The sequence below is a fragment of the Nostoc sp. genome (assembly GCF_036919895.1).
Classification (GTDB): Bacteria; Cyanobacteriota; Cyanobacteriia; order Cyanobacteriales; family Nostocaceae; genus Nostoc.
The window spans coordinates 19866-37265 of sequence record NZ_JBALBW010000082.1; the positions used below are offsets into that span (position 1 = coordinate 19866).

The 17400-nt window shown below is 35.8% G+C and carries 11 protein-coding genes; all 11 read left to right on the forward strand.

Annotated elements, in window-relative coordinates:
• Positions 1–8: 8 nt before the first annotated feature.
• The 11 genes from V7K55_RS16710 to V7K55_RS16760 all read left to right on the forward strand — a co-directional run bounded on the left by V7K55_RS16710 (position 9) and on the right by V7K55_RS16760 (position 17394).
• Complete coding sequence (locus tag V7K55_RS16710) at positions 9–1412, forward strand: acyltransferase domain-containing protein (protein WP_334833156.1); 1404 nt, start codon at positions 9–11, stop codon at positions 1410–1412.
• Positions 1413–1464: 52 nt separating this feature from the next.
• Positions 1465–2349, forward strand: a complete 885-nt coding sequence (locus tag V7K55_RS16715) for a 3-hydroxyacyl-CoA dehydrogenase family protein (protein WP_334833158.1) — start codon at positions 1465–1467, stop codon at positions 2347–2349.
• 19 nt (positions 2350–2368) lie between these two features.
• Positions 2369–2620 (forward strand): acyl carrier protein, encoded by a 252-nt coding sequence (locus V7K55_RS16720; RefSeq protein ID WP_334833160.1) that lies wholly within the window; start codon positions 2369–2371, stop codon positions 2618–2620.
• Between the two features lie 43 nt (positions 2621–2663).
• On the forward strand, positions 2664–3557 hold the full coding sequence (locus tag V7K55_RS16725) for a cupin-like domain-containing protein (RefSeq protein ID WP_334833162.1): 894 nt from the start codon (positions 2664–2666) through the stop codon (positions 3555–3557).
• Positions 3558–3706: 149 nt separating this feature from the next.
• Positions 3707–4642 (forward strand): cupin-like domain-containing protein, encoded by a 936-nt coding sequence (locus V7K55_RS16730; RefSeq protein ID WP_334833164.1) that lies wholly within the window; start codon positions 3707–3709, stop codon positions 4640–4642.
• 167 nt (positions 4643–4809) lie between these two features.
• Positions 4810–5991 (forward strand): acyl-CoA dehydrogenase family protein, encoded by a 1182-nt coding sequence (locus tag V7K55_RS16735; RefSeq protein ID WP_334833167.1) that lies wholly within the window; start codon positions 4810–4812, stop codon positions 5989–5991.
• A gap of 3 nt (positions 5992–5994) precedes the next feature.
• Entirely contained in the window at positions 5995–7065 is a 1071-nt protein-coding gene (locus V7K55_RS16740; protein ID WP_334833169.1) for an HAD-IIIC family phosphatase, read from the forward strand.
• Between the two features lie 97 nt (positions 7066–7162).
• A complete protein-coding gene (locus V7K55_RS16745; RefSeq protein WP_334833172.1) occupies positions 7163–11683 on the forward strand; it encodes a type I polyketide synthase in 4521 nt (1506 codons plus the stop codon).
• A gap of 11 nt (positions 11684–11694) precedes the next feature.
• Positions 11695–13104, forward strand: coding sequence for a condensation domain-containing protein (locus tag V7K55_RS16750; protein ID WP_334833173.1), 1410 nt, complete (start codon positions 11695–11697; stop codon positions 13102–13104).
• Positions 13105–13241: 137 nt separating this feature from the next.
• Entirely contained in the window at positions 13242–14498 is a 1257-nt protein-coding gene (gene ectB / locus V7K55_RS16755) for a diaminobutyrate--2-oxoglutarate transaminase (RefSeq protein ID WP_334833175.1), read from the forward strand.
• A gap of 49 nt (positions 14499–14547) precedes the next feature.
• Complete coding sequence (locus tag V7K55_RS16760) at positions 14548–17394, forward strand: non-ribosomal peptide synthetase (protein WP_334833177.1); 2847 nt, start codon at positions 14548–14550, stop codon at positions 17392–17394.
• Positions 17395–17400: the final 6 nt, after the last annotated feature.

Below are 17400 nucleotides of genomic sequence, written 5' to 3' on the forward strand. Positions count from 1 at the left end.
TTTCAAAAATGCTTAATAGCCCTTCTCGTCCTTGGCAGTTATTAGTACTTTCCGCTCAGACTGACTCATCACTAAAAACTGCAACTGTCAACCTTGCAGATTATTTGAGAGAGCATTGTGACTTAAATATTGCCGATGTTGCTCATACATTGCAATGCGAACAACAAGCTTTTAAACATCGGCGGATGGTTGTTTGTCGGGATATAGAAGATGCTCTCATTGCCCTTGAAGATCCCAAACGGGTACTTACGAACATCCCAGAAACAAAAAAACGTCCTGTAGCCTTTATGTTTCCTGGACTTGGTACTAATTACGTCAACATGGGTTGGGAACTTTATCAAGTTGAACCCCTATTTCAAAAGCAAATTGATTATTGTTGTGAATTTCTTAAACCTCTTCTTGGCCAAGATTTGCGAGATGTAATCTATCCCCATAGAACCCAACAATACCAGCAGTCACCTCAAGAGAATTCTCCTGGTTTGGATTTGCGAAAAATGTTAGGTCGCAACCAGACACCAGGCGATGCAAAGATAGTAGCTGCAACATCTTTACTCAATCAAACTCACCTCGCTCAACCAGCTATTTTTGTTATTGAATATGCCTTAGCACAGCTATTGATATCTTGGGGAATTCGTCCATCGGCAATGATTGGCTATAGCATTGGTGAATATGTAGCAGCGACTTTAGCAGAGGTTTTATCTTTAGACGAAGGTTTAACCCTGATTGCCGCCAGAGCGCAGATGATTCAAAAGTTGCCAAGGGGAGCAATGCTTGCAGTTCCACTTTCGCAAACAGAGATATTCCCCCTACTCAATGACCAACTCTCGCTCTCTGCGGTGAATGGGCCATCTATGGGCGTAATCGCAGGTGAAACCAAAGCTATAGAAGTTTTAGAACAACAGTTGACTCAAAAAGGTTTAGCTTGCCGCCGTCTGGAAACTTCTCATGCTTTTCACTCCCATCTCATGGAGGGTGCTACCTCTGACTTACATGAGTTGGTAACAACATTTAACCTCCAAGCACCAAAAATTCCTTACATCAGTAACGTTACAGGAACTTGGATAACAGCAGCAGAAGCCACAAATCCCGATTATTGGGTTAAGCATTTGTGTCAACCCGTTTTATTTGCTCCAGGTATACAAGAATTGTGGAAAAAAGAGTATCCAATTCTGTTAGAAGTAGGCCCTGGACAAACTCTAGGTAGCTTTGCGCTGCAATGTATAGAAAATAATCCCGCAGTCAGCCAGATTATTTTGCCCTCTCTGAGATATTCCTACGATAGGAAACCAGACTTAGCATTCTTACTTAAAACATTGGGTAGGCTTTGGCTAGCAGGAGTGCAAATAGATTGGTCGGAATTTTATGCACAGAAACATCGTCATCCTATTCCTTTACCTGCGTGTATCTTTTAACCGAAAAACTACCTGAAATACAAGAATATCCAAGTGGAGATGAGTTGAAGTTATGAATATTCAAACAGTAGGTGTTGTTGGTGCAGGAGTTATGGGAATAGGGGTTGCACAAAACCTTGCTCAAACTGGTCATCAAGTTATTCTGGTAGATATTTCAGAAAATGTCCTAGATAAAGCTAGACACGAAATCAAGAACAATATCCGCTTTCAGGGTTTTTTCAAAAAAAGCTATAAAAGCGTAGGCGAAGCCAGCCAAAGGCATCGCCAAGAGTCTCCAGATAGTATCATTGAGAAAATAGATTTTTCAACAAACTATAAATTTTTAGAAAATGTAGATTTTGTTGTAGAAAATACCACCGAAAAATGGGATATTAAAAGAGAAGTGTATCCTCTTCTAGATTCTATCTGTCCAGCAGATTGTGTATTCGCTGCTAACACATCAGCAATTCCCATTACTCGAATAGGTTCAGTTACCAAACGTGCCGATAAAGTTGTTGGGATTCACTTTATGAATCCTGTACCTATGAAGCCGATGGTAGAGATGATTCGTGGATATCATACCTCTGAAACAACAATTGAGACAGCAAAGCAAATGCTGACTCAGATGGATAAAGAATGCATCATTGTTAATGATTCACCAGGTTTTGTTTCTAATCGCGTGTTGATGTTAACTATTAACGAAGCTGTTTTTCTGCTGCAAGACCAAGTTGCTACAGCAGAAGATATAGACAAAATTTTTAAAAGCTGTTTTGGTCATAAAATGGGGCCTTTAGAAACAGCAGATTTGATTGGTCTAGATACCATTTTATTTTCTATCGAAGTCTTGCACGAAAACTTTAACGATAGCAAGTACAGACCATCCCCCTTACTCAAAAAAATGGTGGATGCAGGATTATATGGTAGAAAAAGCGGTCAAGGATTTTACGTGTATCAATAATTAGGGAATATCAAGACTCATGAGCGAAATTCAAGCTAAAATCAAAACTTTTCTTTCCAAAATTTTCGGTAATCATGACTTACAGCCAGATGAAGATATATTTGCTTTGGGTTTTGTCAATTCTATGTTTGCCATGCAACTTGTTCTGTTTGTAGAGCAAGAGTTTAAGATTACCATTGAGAATGAAGACTTGGAGTTTGAAAATTTCCGAACAATCAACTCTATAGCCAATCTAGTTGAACGTAAAAGTATGCTCACAATCCATTCATAAATGAATAAAAGTTAGCATTCCTGAAAGTAGGTCTGGAGTATCTATGAATATTAAAACCAGTCAATCAATTTTAAGGTTAAACAATCCTAGTACAAGAGAATTTTTAGATAGATGGAAACAATATCAGCCTTTTATAATTGAAGATATTGCTAAAAATTGGGATGCTTGTAATAATTGGTCAAATGATTATCTGATAGAACACTGTGGAAACAGTATGGTTACTGTACGTTTTTTTAAAAAAGATTTTTTGGAGGATTACAAAAAATTTGCTTATCAAGATGGTTATAGCTTGGTCAAAGAAATGACATATAAAGAATATATAAATGACTATATAAAAGATAGAAAAAATGATGATTTAGGATGTTATTTACCTGAAGCAAGCTTTGAAGATTCTTTTTCTGAAATTATTGGAGATGTAACTTATCCAGAATATTTAAATAGTAAGCCATTCGTTAGTTTATGGCATGGATTTTCAAGTAATAACTTTACTTCAGCTAGTCCGCTTCATTTTGACAGAATACATAATCTTTTTGTTCAAATTCGGGGTAAAAAAAGAATCCTTTTATTTCCTCCTTCAAATTATTTATCATTCTATCCACCTCTTGAAGATAGTTCTGGTATGGGACATAATAGTAAGGTAAATCCAGATATGGTCAATTTGGAATTATTTCCAAAGTTTCCTTGGCAAGAAAGAATAGAAGTTGTACTTGAACCAGGAGAAATGCTTTATATACCACCTTTCTGGTGGCATCATGTCACAGCAGTTGATGAGAATATATCGTTATCATTTTGGTACGATGTCAAAATTAAAGATTTTTTTAAGCAAAAAAGAATATTTTCAAGTGTTTTAAATATCGCACCTCATTATCTTTATCATGCAATCTCTTCTGGAGAATCTTTAATGCATACTATAAATTTATTTAAAGGTATCGTCTGACAAGATAGTTTCATTTAGTAGTAAAAAATCCAACGGTGACTACTCTCATAATCAGTTTGTAAGTGAATTAAAAGTTAATATTTACTATGGCAATAGCCATAAAATAGCAAAAAAATCCCAGTAAAAGAAAGTAGAATATTAGGGTGTCTATGAAAGTTCAAGCTAGTGAATCAATTTTAAAGTTAAACAATCCTAGTACAAAAGAGTTTTTAGATATGTGGAAACAATATCAACCTTTTGTAATTAAAGATGTTGCTAAACATTGGAGTGCGTCTAAAAATTGGTCTAATGATTATCTGATAAAGCACTGTGGAAATAATCTGGTTAGTATACGTTTTTATACAGAAAAATTCTTTAATGATTATAATAACTTTGCACTTGAAGGTGGTGATTATGATGCTCTTGAGGAAGAAATGGAATATCAGGAATATATAAACAACTATGTAGAAGTTAGAGGTAATAATAAGAACGATCGTGATATTGTAGGATGTTATTTACCTCAAGCAGATTTTGAAGAACGTTTTCCAGAAATTGCTGGAGATATAATTTATCCCGAATACTTAAATAGGAAGCCATCTGTTTTTTTATGGCAAGGTTTATCAAGTAAAAACTTTTCTTCAACTACCAACCTTCACTTCGACGGATTTCATAATATTTTTGCTCAAATTCGAGGTAGAAAAAGAATACTCTTATTTCCTCCTTCAAATTATTTGTCATTCTATCCACCTCTTGAGGATAGTGTTGGCATCCCAGAGTATAGTAAGGTAAATCCCGATCTTCTCAATTTAGAATTATTTCCTAAGTTTCCTTGGAAAGAACAAATAGAAGTTGTACTTCAACCTGGAGAAATGCTCTATATACCACCTTTCTGGTGGCATTATGTGACAGCAGTAGATGATAATATATCATTGTCATTTTTTTATGATATTAAAATAGGAGATATTTTTCATCAGAAAAAAATGCTATCAAGTATTCTAAATATCGCACCTCATTTTATCTATCATGCAATCTCTTCTCCAAGGACTCTAATGAATTTCCTATCTTTCATTAAAGGTAGTTTGAGCAACGAAAGAATGCCAGGTTAAAAAGTGATTTCAAATTAGGATTTGCCCTGTTAGTTAACAAGATATACAGTGCAAAACCAAAGCAAATTTTAAACCAATTTCTTGGAATTGATTTAAAATCCCTGAATGAATATCTACAAGTCTCGCTACTTTGGAGCATTACTCGATTTGTTGAAAAAAGTCGTATTATGAAACTAGAACTATCTGCTCAACAAAAAAATGCTCAATATGAGTTTAGAGCTTTTGTAAATGAAGAAATATTTCCTAATGCAGGCGAATGTGATAGGAAAGAATTTACTCCGCCAGAAATAATTAAGAAAATAGCTAAATGTGGTTTTCTCGGTGCCATATTACCCCAAGAATATGGCGGTATAGGAATGGATATGATTACCTATGGCATTCTCAACGAAGAAATTGGACGTGGGTGTTCTTCCATTAGGAGTTTGCTGACAGTTCATAACATGGTTGCTCATGCTTTGCGTAAATGGGGTAATAAATCTCAAAAAGAGTATTGGCTTCCCAAATTTGCATCTGGAGAAATCATAGCTGCTTTTGCATTAAGCGAACCCAATGTAGGTAGCGATGCAAAAAGTGTAGAAACAACAGCAACGCTTGTTGGTGATGCTTATATCTTAAATGGACAAAAGAAATGGATTACCTATGGACAAATAGCAGATATATTTTTGGTCTTTGCTAAATGTGAGGGGAAACCTACTGCTTTTTTAGTTGATAAAAATAGTCCAGGGTTTTCAGTTAAACCAATGTCTGGTATTTTAGGTGTTAGGGCTTCAATGTCAGCAGAATTGCAGTTTAATAACTGCCAAATTCCTCAAGAAAACTTAGTCGGTAAATTAGGTTTTGGATTTTCTTACATTGCTGCTTCTGCCCTTGATTATGGTAGATATAGTGTGGCATCAGGTTGTGTAGGTATTGCTCAAGCTTGTTTAGAAGCTTGTCTCAAGTATACAAATGAACGCAAACAGTTTGGCGTTTATCTTAAAGAACATCAATTAATCCGTCAAAAGATTACTCAGATGATAACTCAAGTAAAAGCAGCAAGACTATTATGTTATCAAGCTGGTTATCTCAAAGATATTAACGATCCTAACTCGATTACAGAGACTTCTATCGCTAAGTACTTTGCATCCACAGTAGCTACCAAAATAGCAAATGATGCAGTGCAACTTCATGGTGGTAATGGTTGTAGCAGTGAGTACCCAGTTGAGAGATATCTACGAGACTCTAAAATCATGGAAATCATTGAAGGTAGTACTCAAATTCAAGAAATCACTATTGCAGAGTCAGGTTATCAAGATTATCTTTTTGCAATTACTACTGGTTTAGATAATAAATTAACTGAGAGAGTTTAAGATATGGTTAGTATTCAAGAACAAGACTTAGATAGTAAGCAAAAAGACAAAAAGTTTATTAAATGTGTCGTATGGGATCTAGATAATACTCTCTGGGATGGAGTTTTGCTGGAAGATAAAGAAGTTTCTTTGCGAGAAGATATAATAAATATTATTCACACGTTAGATAATCGTGGTATATTACAATCTATAGCTAGCAAGAATGATTATGCTACAACAATAGCTAAACTGGAAAAGTTTAGTTTAAAAGAGTATTTTTTATATCCCCAGATAAATTGGAATTCTAAAGCTTATTCTTTACAAGAAATTGCTAAGTTGATTAATATTGGAATGGATGCGATCGCATTTATCGACGACCAATTATTTGAGCTGGAAGAAGTTAAATTTACTTGTCCAGAAATTCTGTGTATAAATGCAGATGAAATAGGCAGCATTTTAGATATGCCAATCATGAATCCACGTTTTATTACGGAAGATTCACGAATTAGAAGATTGATGTATATTAGTGATATTGAGCGTCAAAATGCTGAGAAAGAATTTGTTGGCACAACGGACGAATTCTTGGCTACTCTCAATATGAATTTCACTATCTCTTCTGCTCAAGAAGAAGACTTGCAGCGTGCAGAAGAATTAACATTACGAACTAACCAGTTAAATACAACTGGTTATACCTACTCTTATGATGAACTTAATAAGTTTCGTCAATCAGAAAATCATAAGCTGCTAATTGCAAGTCTGGACGATAAGTATGGAAGCTACGGAAAAATAGGTTTGATTCTGATTGAATGCCAGTCTAAATTATGGACGATAAAGCTTTTGCTGATGTCTTGTCGAGTCATGTCGAGAGGAGTGGGGACAATTATGTTGAATCATATTATGAGTCTGGCTCAAAGCAATAATGTCCGTCTTTTGGCTGAATTTGTACCAAACGATCGCAATCGAATGATGTACATATCTTATAAGTTTGCTGGGTTTAAGGAAGTTGAGAAGAAAGGTAATTCGGTTATTTTTGAAAATGATTTGACTCGGATTCAGGCTGTTCCTGGGTATGTACAGTTTCAAGTGATTGATTAGGTTAGACGAACCGCAGAGACGCAGAGAACACAGAGGAAGAGAGAATTTAATTTTTAATATTGGTAATCAGTTCACGAGTTTTTAGGTAGCAAATGATATGAATAAACAAGATGAGACTGAGATAAATTATGAATTAATGGAGGGAGTGGCTATTATTGGGATGGCTGGGCGTTTTCCAGGAGCCACCAGCATAGAATCTTTTTGGAAAAATTTACAAGATGGCGTGGAGTCGTTATCCTTATTTACAGATGAAGAGTTAATAAATGCTGGTGTATCTCCGGTGTTTGTTAATGATAGTAATTATGTGAAAATTGGCGGTATTTTAGAAAATATTGATTTATTTGATGCTGCATTCTTTGACCTGAATCCGAAAGAAGCGGAAGTAACAGATCCTCAACATCGTCTATTTTTGGAATGCGCTTGGTCAGCTTTGGAAAATGCTGGTTACGACTCAAGTAAGTGTGAAAGTCGAATTGGTGTTTATGCTGGTGCTAGCTTAAATAATTATTTATCTTTTGATTTGAAAAATGACCAATTAGGGTCAGCGCAATCATACCAAAAGTTAATTGGTAATGATAAAGGGTTTCTCTCTACTCGTGTTTCTTATAAATTAAATTTAACTGGGCCCAGTATTACTGTTCAAACAGCTTGTTCTACATCATTAGTTGCTACTACTCTCGCGTGCCAAAGTTTGCAAAATTATCAATGCGATATGGCCTTGGCGGGAGGGGTTTCTATTCGATTGCCCCAAAAAACTGGTTATTTATATGAAAAAGGAGGGCCACTATCTCCTGATGGTCATTGTCATGCCTTTGATGCTACAGCGCAGGGAACAACTGTTGGTAACGGTGTAGGGATAGTTGTTCTTAAACGAGTCAGAGATGCGATCGCAGATGGTGATTGCATATATGCTGTAATTAAAGGCGCTGCAATTAACAATGACGGTTCGATGAAAGTTGGCTACACAGCCCCTAGTGTAGATGGACAAGCAGAAGCGATCGCAGAAGCGGTAATGTTAGCAGAGGTAGAACCGGAGACAATCAGCTATATTGAAGCCCACGGTAGCGGTACAGCGCTGGGAGATCCGATTGAAATTGCTGCGCTGACTAAAGTTTTTCGTGCCAGTACCGAGAAAAAGAATTTCTGCGCCATTGGTTCAGTCAAAACGAATATTGGACATTTAGATGCCGCCGCCGGAGTTGCAGGATTAATCAAAACGGCTTTGGCTCTCAAGCATGAGTTAATTCCGCCAAGCTTAAACTTTGAACAGCCTAATCCTGAAATTGATTTTGCCAACAGTCCTTTTTACGTCAACACCAAGCTAACGGCATGGAAAACAGGCTCGACTCCGCGCCGTGCCGGTGTTAGTTCTTTAGGGATGGGTGGAACTAATACCCACGTAGTTCTAGAAGAAGCCCCAACACTTCCAGCTTCTAGCCCTTCCCGTCCTTGGCAATTGTTAGTCCTCTCTGCGAAAACCGAGTCTGCATTAGAAACTGCCACGCAGAATCTAAGCCAACATCTAATGCTACATCCCGATTTGAATCTTGCAGATGTAGCTTACACCTTACAAATGGGGCGTAGAGACTTTAATTATCGGCAAATATTAGTTTGTGCCGATACCCAAGATGCAATTAAGGCATTGAATCAGCCAGCATCAGAGCGAGTTGTAACTCAATTTCAAGAGTCAGGAACTCGTTCCGTTACCTTCATGTTTCCTGGAGAAGGTGCGCTGTATGCAGACATGGGCAAAGAAATTTACGAAACAGAGCCGATGTTCCGCAAGCAGATAGAAGAGTGCTGCCTCATCTTAAAACCACATTTAGAGTTAGATTTGCGTTCCGTAATTTATCCCAACGAATCTGAGCAGAAAACCGCAGTAGAAAAACTTCAACAAACTTGCTTTTCTCAAAGTGCGCTGTTTGTTATTGAGTACGCTTTAGCTAAATTGTGGATGTCCTGGGGAATTTCTCCTCAAGCAATGATTGGGCACGGTATTGGTGAATATGTTGCTGCTACTTTAGCTGGTGTTTTTTCTCTTGAAGATGCTCTTGCGTTAGTCGCAAATGAATCTTCCACAGAGTTATTAAAAAAAGTCAGACTCAATCCTCCAGTAATTCCATTTATATCTAATATTAGTGGCACTTGGATTACTAAAAATGAAGCAATAGATCCTAACTATTGGGAACAAATACAGCAATCCAAAAAAATAAATGCAGAATTTCCAGAGTTACTCAAAGACAATCAGAAAATTCTACTAGAAATTGGTTGTGGAAAGACTTGGAATCCTGAAGAATTAACTATGCTGTCCTCAATCCCTCATCCTCACAACCAGCATTCAGATGTAGCATTTTTACTTAACACTTTGGGTCGCTTATGGATGTTGGGAATTAAGATAGATTGGTCAAGTTTTTATGACAACGAACGCCGTCATCGTCTTCCCTTACCAACCTATCCCTTTGAACGTCAGAGTTACTGGATTGAGTCAATACCATTAGATAAAAATTCACCGATTCATCCCGTTGAAAATCAGCGTTATTCTATTGAACTAGATTCCATTTCACAAACAGGATCACAGCAATCATTAGATAAAAAATCAAATATTGCTGACTGGTTTTATATTCCAGTATGGAAACAATCCATCCCTTGTGACTTTTTTCAAGAACAACTAATCCAAGAAAAGTTGCGTTGCTTAGTCTTTGTGGATAACTATGGAGTAGCATCTGAATTTTCTCAACGACTTGAACAACAGAATCAAGATGTAATTACTGTACGGGTGGGTGAACAATTTAGCAAGCTCGACGAAGGGATGTATATCATCAATCCTCAACAAGCAGATGATTATGATATGTTACTTCAGGAACTTCAAAAGCAGGGTTTTAAACCAAATGCGATCGCTCATTTTTGGAGCGTTACGCCAAACGATTGTTTGCTCAACAACGAGCTTGCAGATTATCAACATCTCGGCTTCCATAGCTTGCTATTTTTAGCACAAGCAATAGGAAAACAAGATATTTGGGATTCCCTCAAGCTGATGGTTGTAACTAGTAACATACATGATGTCATTGGAGATGAAAATTTATGCCCAGATAAGGCTACGGTATTAGGCCCATGCAAGGTAATTCCCAAGGAATATCAGAATATCAATTGCAGTACTATTGATTTAGTAATGGATTCTGCTCAAACTCCTGTATCTCAAAAAATCATAGATAATTTAGTAGCAGAATTAACATTACAACAAACTAATAAAATAGTTGCTTATCGTGGTTCTCACCGTTGGATTCAAAGCTTTGAAGCATTGCCATTAGATGAGTCTATCGCCGGAAAAACTAAGTTAAAGCCAGATGGAGTTTATTTAATTACTGGGGGACTTGGAGGCATTGGTTTAGTATTAGCGGAACATCTAGCAAAAACACTAAAAGCTAAGTTAATCCTCATCGGACGAGGAGGGCTACCTGAGCGCGAGGAGTGGCAACAATGGCTAGAAACCCATGATAGTCAAGATTCTATCAGTCGGAAGATCCAAAAAGTGCGATCGCTTGAAGAATTAGGGGCAGAGGTAGAAGTTAAAAGTGCCGATGTAACTAATTTTGAGCAGATGCAAGTAGTAATTGCTGAAGCATTACAAAAATTTGGTCAAATTAATGGTGTAATCCATGCAGCTGGTATTGCTGGTGGTGGTGTTACCCAAGTCAAGACGCAGGATATAGCCAGCAATGTTTTAGCAGCAAAAGTCAAAGGTACATTAATATTAGAAGAGGTTTTAAAGAATATCAATCTCGATTTATTTGTGCTTTGTTCATCTAAAAGTTCTATTTTAGGTGAATTTGGACAGATAGATTATTGTGCAGCTAATGCTTTTCTAGATGCTTATGCTCACCATCATACTTCCACGTCCAACCGATTAACAGTATCGATCAGTTGGGATACTTGGCAAGAAGTTGGGTTTGCAGTAGAAACAGTATTACCAGATAATATTAAACAAGAGCGTGCGGAAATTATCAAAAAGGGCATATTACCTCAAGAGGGTATCGATGCCTTTAATCGCATTCTGGGAATTAAACTACCTCATGTTGTTGTTTCAACCCAAGATTTACCAGCTTTAATTAGGCAAAATAATTCTCCCCAATATTTACAAGAAAAATTAAGGCTTTTGGATTCAACATTATCTACAGTCAATCTTTCCAAAGCCGAACATCCTCGCCCGAATTTAGGGAATGATTACATTGCTCCAGAAAACGAAATAGAGCAAATGCTAGTTGATATTTGGCAAGAAATTTTGGGAATTGACAAGATAGGTATCCATGACAATTTTTTTGAGTTGGGCGGAAATTCTATCAACACAATTCAAATTGCTGCCAAAGCTAACCAAGCAGGTTTAAAGTTAACATCTCAACAGTTTTTTCATTATCAGACAATTGCTGAGTTAGCAACAGACTTATGTATTACTGAAATTATCCAACCCGAACCGGATTTAAAAACAAAAGAGTTATACCTCACACAAATTCAAGATCAGCCTGTAGAAGCAGAAAAATATACACCATCTGACTTCCCAAGAGCCAAATTGAACCAACAACAATTGGATAATTTACTCTTAAAAATTAACCAAAAGAGGTAAAAAGTAGCTAAATGGAAACAAAAAGTATTGAAGACATATACGAACTAACACCTGTACAAAAAGGTATGCTATTTCACTGTTTATTTGATAGTGAATTATCCTTATACTTTTTCCAGCATGTCTTTACAGTGAGTGGCAATCTGAATATAGAGGCGTTTGAAAAAGCTTGGCAACTTGTAATAGATCGACATCCAATTTTACGTACTGGGTTTTATTGGGAAGAAATTGAAAATCCACTACAAATTGTGTACAATCAAGTAAAAGTTCCCCTAAATTTTTATGATTGGTCTAATATAAATTCATCTAAACAAAAGGCGCAACTTGACTCTTTCATTGTTAGCGATCGCCAAAAAAGTTTTGACTTTTCTCAACCATGTTTGATGCGTCATACTTTAATTCGCTTTACTGATGATAAGTATCTATATATTTGGAGTTTTAACCACATCATTATCGATGGTTGGGGTGGTTCATTAGTATTCCAAGAGTTTGTAGAAACTTATGGAATACTTTGTCAGGATAAAGAAATTTATTTAGCACCTATTCGTCCTTTTAGGGATTATATTGATTGGTTACAGCAACAGGACATATCAAAAGCGGAGCTTTTTTGGCGGCAAGCATTACAGGGTATCAAAGCACCAACTTCTTTAACTTATATAGAAAAAATAGATCAAATTGACCAATCATCTACCGAGAAAGTAAGGTATAGTGAAGAAATAATTCAGTTATCATCGACTAGTACACAAGCCTTACAGTTTTTTGCTACACAAAATCGTCTTACATTTGCTACCATAATTAATGGTATTTGGGCGATTCTTCTTAGCCGCTATACTTGTTCCAAGAATATATTGTATGGCTGCACTGTTAGCGGACGACCAGCAGATTTGCATGGAGTGGAATCAATGGTTGGTATGTTTGTTAATACCTTACCCATCCATGTCAATATAGATAGCGAACAACTTTTCTTATCATGGCTACAACGTTTCCAGCTTCAATTAGTTGAGGTGCGCGATTATGAATACACTCCATTAACAGAAATTCATCGTTGGAGTGAAGTTCCTCAAAAATTAACTTTGTTTGAAACTATTGTGGTGGTTGAAAACTTTCCAGTCAGCGAATTTATCCGAGATTGGCGAGGAAATATAGAATTTCAACATACAGAATTATATTACCGAAATAATTACCCTTTGAACGTGGTTGTATATCCAAATAAAGAGTTATTAATAGCTCTTTCTTATGATTCTAGGAGATTTGAAACTACTACTATTGCTGGCATACTCAAAGATATTCAAATGCTGCTGCAAGGGTTGATCGATAATCCTAATTTCAAAATTAAAAACCTACCACTATTGACTCCAGAACAACAAAAGATCGCATCAGTATTAGAGAAAGAAGCAAAAATTAATTGGGCTTTTGCTTCATAGAGTTAGATGTTATCAAAACCCACTTATTGGGGAATAATAGGTTTTAGTTTATCCAAGTCTTGAACTGAAATAATGCCAAGCCAAATATATGTAAATTCATCAATTACTGTACTTTGTCACTACAACACAGCAATATCATGAATGTATTTGAAAAATGTGAATCAAACGTTAGAAGCTATTGTCGTAATTTTCCTGGTATATTCCATAGAGCCAAAGATTCTATAGTTTATGCTGAGTCAGGCGAAGAATATATTGATTTTTTTGCAGGTGCAGGTGCTTTAAATTATGGTCATAATCATGACTATATAAAACAAAAGGTCATGTCATATTTAGATGCTGATGGGATTGCCCATGCTTTAGATATGTATACCTCTGCCAAAGAAAGGTTTTTAACCAAGTTTGATGAGGTAGTATTAACTTCAAAAAAACTAGATTATCGCATTCAGTTTTGCGGGCCAACAGGAACAAATGCAGTTGAAGCAGCTTTAAAGTTAGCGAGAAAAGTCAAACAAAGATCCGGCATTTTTTCTTTCATGGGAGCATATCATGGAATGACTTTGGGTAGTCTAGCTATTAGTGGTAATGTCGGAATTCGAGCAGGTGCAATTGGGACATCGAGTGATGTAACTTTTATGCCTTATCCTTATGGATTTATGGAAACTTTTGACACAATAGAATATATAGAAACAGTATTAAATGATGTAAATTCGGGAATTCAAAAACCAGCAGCAATCATCTTTGAAACAGTGCAGGCTGAAGGTGGAGTTATTGTAGCCCCGATTGACTGGATGCAACGACTCAGAAAGTTATGCAACGAGCATGATATTTTATTAATCTGCGATGATATTCAAGTCGGTTGTGGTCGAACGGGGTCTTTCTTTTCTTTTGAAAGAGCCGATATAGTTCCTGATATGGTAGTACTCTCCAAGTCTATCAGTGGGTATGGTTTTCCTATGTCGCTATTATTAATTAAGCCAGAGTTAGATATATGGGAACCAGGCGAACATAATGGCACTTTTAGGGGTAATCAATTGGCATTTATCGGAGCAACAGCTGCTCTTGAGTATAGAGAAAGTAGCAATCTTGAGCAGGATGTCAAAACTAAAGAGCTTTTCTTAAAAAGTTTTTTATCTCAAGAGATAGCATCAATTAGTGAAAAAATTGCAATTCGGGGAATTGGGATGATTTGGGGAATTGATGTTAAAAACTTTGGCGGTAACACTTTTGCCAAAAGCATAACTTCTCGTTGTTTTAAACTAGGATTAATAGTTGAGCTAGCAGGTAGAAATGATACTGTAATTAAAATTTTGCCCCCGTTGGTAATTGATATGTCTACATTACAAAGGGGTTGTGCAATTATCAAAGCAGCTTTTAATCACTCTTTGGCAGAATAGATGATTATTACTAGCTTTTTCAAAATTTAATTATAGTGAGGGAGTAAAAATGATTTCCAATAAAATTAGAAATAGCCTGACTGCGGAAGATTTATTTTCTCAGAAAATTTACTGGTTAAATCAAATCTCTGACGAGTTACCTGAGACTGCTTTCATTACAGATTATGTCCGACCAGTAATATTTGAAGGTAAAAAAAAGTCAGTAAGCTTTGAAATACCAAGTAATTTATCGGAAAAAATCCTTAAGCTTGCAGATAACTCTGATTTTTCTGTTTATTTATTTCTAGTAGCAGTATTAAGTATTTATCTCCAAAAATATAATGGAACTAGCGATATTATAGTTGGCTCTCCAACTTATAAAAAAATCAAAAGCAGTGAAGATTTACTGACTAAATTAATTCCTTTACGCTTTAACGTTGACAATCAGCTTACTTTTAAAGATTTACTTATCAAAATTAAAGAAGTAGCTATTAATGGCTATATTCATCAAAATTATTCTTTTGAGAAGTTTATTGAGTTATTAAAATTACCAAACAATCCAAATCGCTGTTCATTTTTTGACATAGTAATTTTATTAGAAAACATACATTCCTTGGAGGATGTTATAGAAATACCAAATGATTTAACTTTTTCTTTTAGAATTAATGCTAGTTTAATTGAAGGAAGCATCTATTACAATAATTCATTGTTTCTAGAAGAAAATGTTAAAGCGATTGCAAAATATTACATCAATATATTAGAGACTGTTATAAATAATTGTTCAATCTCGATCTCAGACATCCCTGTTTTAAGCGAACTTGATATAAACAATTTATTGCAAACCTTTAATAATAATACAAAAGTATATCCAACAAATCAGACAATTGATAAGTTATTTGAAAAGCAAGTAGAAAAAACACCTAGCAATTTTGTTGCTGTTTTTGCAAATACTCAAATAACATATCAACAATTAAATCAAAAAGCGAATCAGCTAGCTACTTTTTTGTCTAAGTTAGGAGTCAGAAAAGGTGATTTTATCGGAATTATTAAAGAAAGAGATATAAATTTTTTAATAGGCATACTTGCTATAAGTAAGGTTGGTGGAGTCTATGTACCAATTGATAGTACATATCCGCCAGATAGAATCAAATACATGATATCTAATAGCCAAGTGAGAATTCTATTAACAGACTCATCCTGTTTAGATGTTTTAGCTAGTTCACAAGAAGATTGTCTGCATTTGGAATGCTTAATATGTTTAGATATCAAGTCAAATAAGCAAGCGATACCTGTAGTAAATTCCTTGGGTAACGGGCTAATAAATGGTATCAAAATATATGATGAACTAGATTTTGCTAATTTCTCTAAAGAGAATTTGGAAGTAAATCATCAGGGAACCGATCCGGCTTATATGATTTATACGTCCGGTTCGACAGGATTACCAAAGGGGGTAATTATTAGGCATGGTAGTGCGATTAATCATATATATGCTGAATTTGATGCTCTTGGGTTAACTGAAAACTTTAATTTTCTCCAAACTGCTCCGGCTTCATCTGATATTTCTGTTTGGCAGTTTTTAGCGCCTGTTTTAATTGGTGGTAAGACTATCATCGTCGGTACTGAAACTATTTGTAATCCAGAAAATTTATTCCAAGTTATCAAAGAAGAAAAAATTACTATTGTTGAGTTAGTGCCAGTCGTTCTTTCAGGTTTACTAGATTACATCTCCCGTCTACCAATAAGTGAAACATTGTTACCTAACTTGAAGTGGATGATGGTGACAGGAGAATCTGTATCAGTAGAACTGGTAAATAAGTGGCTGAGAATGTATCCTTCAATTAAGGTAGTGAATGCTTACGGGCCAAGTGAAGCTGCTGATGATATTACTCAATATATCATTGACAAACCCTTACCAGAAAATCAACGTACAGTTCCCATTGGTAAACCATTAGCAAACCTAAATATCTATATTCTTGATGCTCAAATGCAACTGCTACCAATTGGATCTCCTGGGGAAATTTGTGTATCAGGATTTGGGGTAGCTGAAGGATATTGGCAGAATGAAGAGATGACAAAATCAAGTTTTGTTCCTAATCCGTTTTCTACTAATGCCAAACCACTACCAGGAATACAAAGAGATTTAATTTATAAAACTGGAGATTTAGGAAGATGGCTTCCTGATGGAAATATTGAATTTCTGGGACGTATTGACCATCAGGTAAAGATTCGTGGTTTCCGAATCGAATTAGGAGAAATTGAGATGCTACTGAGTCAGCATCCGGCTGTGGGTGAGAATGTAGTTGTTGTCACAGAAGATAGTCTAGGCGACAAACGCTTAATTGCTTACATTGTTCCCAGTGCTGAATATACAGATTTTCAGGATAGTTTAGCATTCAAAATTTATGATTCAGAACTACGAAATTATTTGAAAGAAAGATTACCAGACTATATGTTGCCCTCTACTTTCATGATGTTAGAGTCACTACCTTTAACTCCCAGTGGAAAGTTAGATCGTCGGGCATTACCTCAACCAGATTATCTTCGCCCGGAATTAGAAACTACTTATGTAATGCCGCGAAACGACGTGGAACGTATAATCGCTGAGGTTTGGCAGAATATACTTAATATTAAAAAAGTAGGTATTCAAGATAACTTTTTTGATATCGGCGGTCATTCGTTAAATATACTTCAGGTTTACAGTAAGCTGCGCGAACTGTTGAAAGCGAATTTAGCAATAACTGACCTGTTTAAATATCCGACTATTAGTGCTTTATCACAATATTTTAGTCAAGAAGAAAATCATGATGAAGCATTTGTTGCGGAAAGTAATGAACTAAATGAAAAGTTAGAAGCTGGTAAAGCTAGATTCAAACAACGTCTAGTACAAAAACAACGACAAAATATTGAAATGGTTTAGAAGTCT

Excerpts from the sequence above, each read along its gene's own strand:
- V7K55_RS16710 (WP_334833156.1), top strand. The coding sequence starts at position 9 with ATGCTTAATAGCCCTTCTCGTCCTTGGCAGTTATTAGTACTTTCCGCT.
- V7K55_RS16715 (WP_334833158.1), top strand. The coding sequence starts at position 1,465 with ATGAATATTCAAACAGTAGGTGTTGTTGGTGCAGGAGTTATGGGAATA.
- V7K55_RS16720 (WP_334833160.1), top strand. The coding sequence starts at position 2,369 with ATGAGCGAAATTCAAGCTAAAATCAAAACTTTTCTTTCCAAAATTTTC.
- V7K55_RS16725 (WP_334833162.1), top strand. The coding sequence starts at position 2,664 with ATGAATATTAAAACCAGTCAATCAATTTTAAGGTTAAACAATCCTAGT.
- V7K55_RS16730 (WP_334833164.1), top strand. The coding sequence starts at position 3,707 with ATGAAAGTTCAAGCTAGTGAATCAATTTTAAAGTTAAACAATCCTAGT.
- V7K55_RS16735 (WP_334833167.1), top strand. The coding sequence starts at position 4,810 with ATGAAACTAGAACTATCTGCTCAACAAAAAAATGCTCAATATGAGTTT.
- V7K55_RS16740 (WP_334833169.1), top strand. The coding sequence starts at position 5,995 with ATGGTTAGTATTCAAGAACAAGACTTAGATAGTAAGCAAAAAGACAAA.
- V7K55_RS16745 (WP_334833172.1), top strand. The coding sequence starts at position 7,163 with ATGAATAAACAAGATGAGACTGAGATAAATTATGAATTAATGGAGGGA.
- V7K55_RS16750 (WP_334833173.1), top strand. The coding sequence starts at position 11,695 with ATGGAAACAAAAAGTATTGAAGACATATACGAACTAACACCTGTACAA.
- ectB (WP_334833175.1), top strand. The coding sequence starts at position 13,242 with ATGAATGTATTTGAAAAATGTGAATCAAACGTTAGAAGCTATTGTCGT.
- V7K55_RS16760 (WP_334833177.1), top strand. The coding sequence starts at position 14,548 with ATGATTTCCAATAAAATTAGAAATAGCCTGACTGCGGAAGATTTATTT.